Annotated in this window: 1 pseudogene; it reads left to right on the plus strand. The window is 44.6% G+C overall.

The annotated features are described in order from the left end of the window. Positions 1-233 (plus strand): annotated as a pseudogene (locus tag X919_RS0100730) (hypothetical protein); the annotation flags it as partial.

The raw sequence follows: 233 nt of genomic DNA on the forward strand, positions 1-233 counted from the left end.
AATATTGGTGAAGTCTTCCAATCTGCACCCCGATGAAAGGAGTGCAGGCGAGGAAAATATTTATGCAAACGAACAACTAAAAGCTTATGCTCCGCTCTATCCGCTTCCTGTCATCATCGTCCTGTCGTTTCAGTTGGACAGCATAGAAGCGCATTTGTTCAGAAAGTATCTCTGTGAGAGGTTGCAGAAATCTGCATCCGTGATAACACCGATATTTCTGCTCGGTAACACGA

Source organism: Prevotella sp. HJM029 (genome assembly GCF_000599605.1).
Taxonomy (GTDB): domain Bacteria; phylum Bacteroidota; class Bacteroidia; order Bacteroidales; family Bacteroidaceae; genus Prevotella.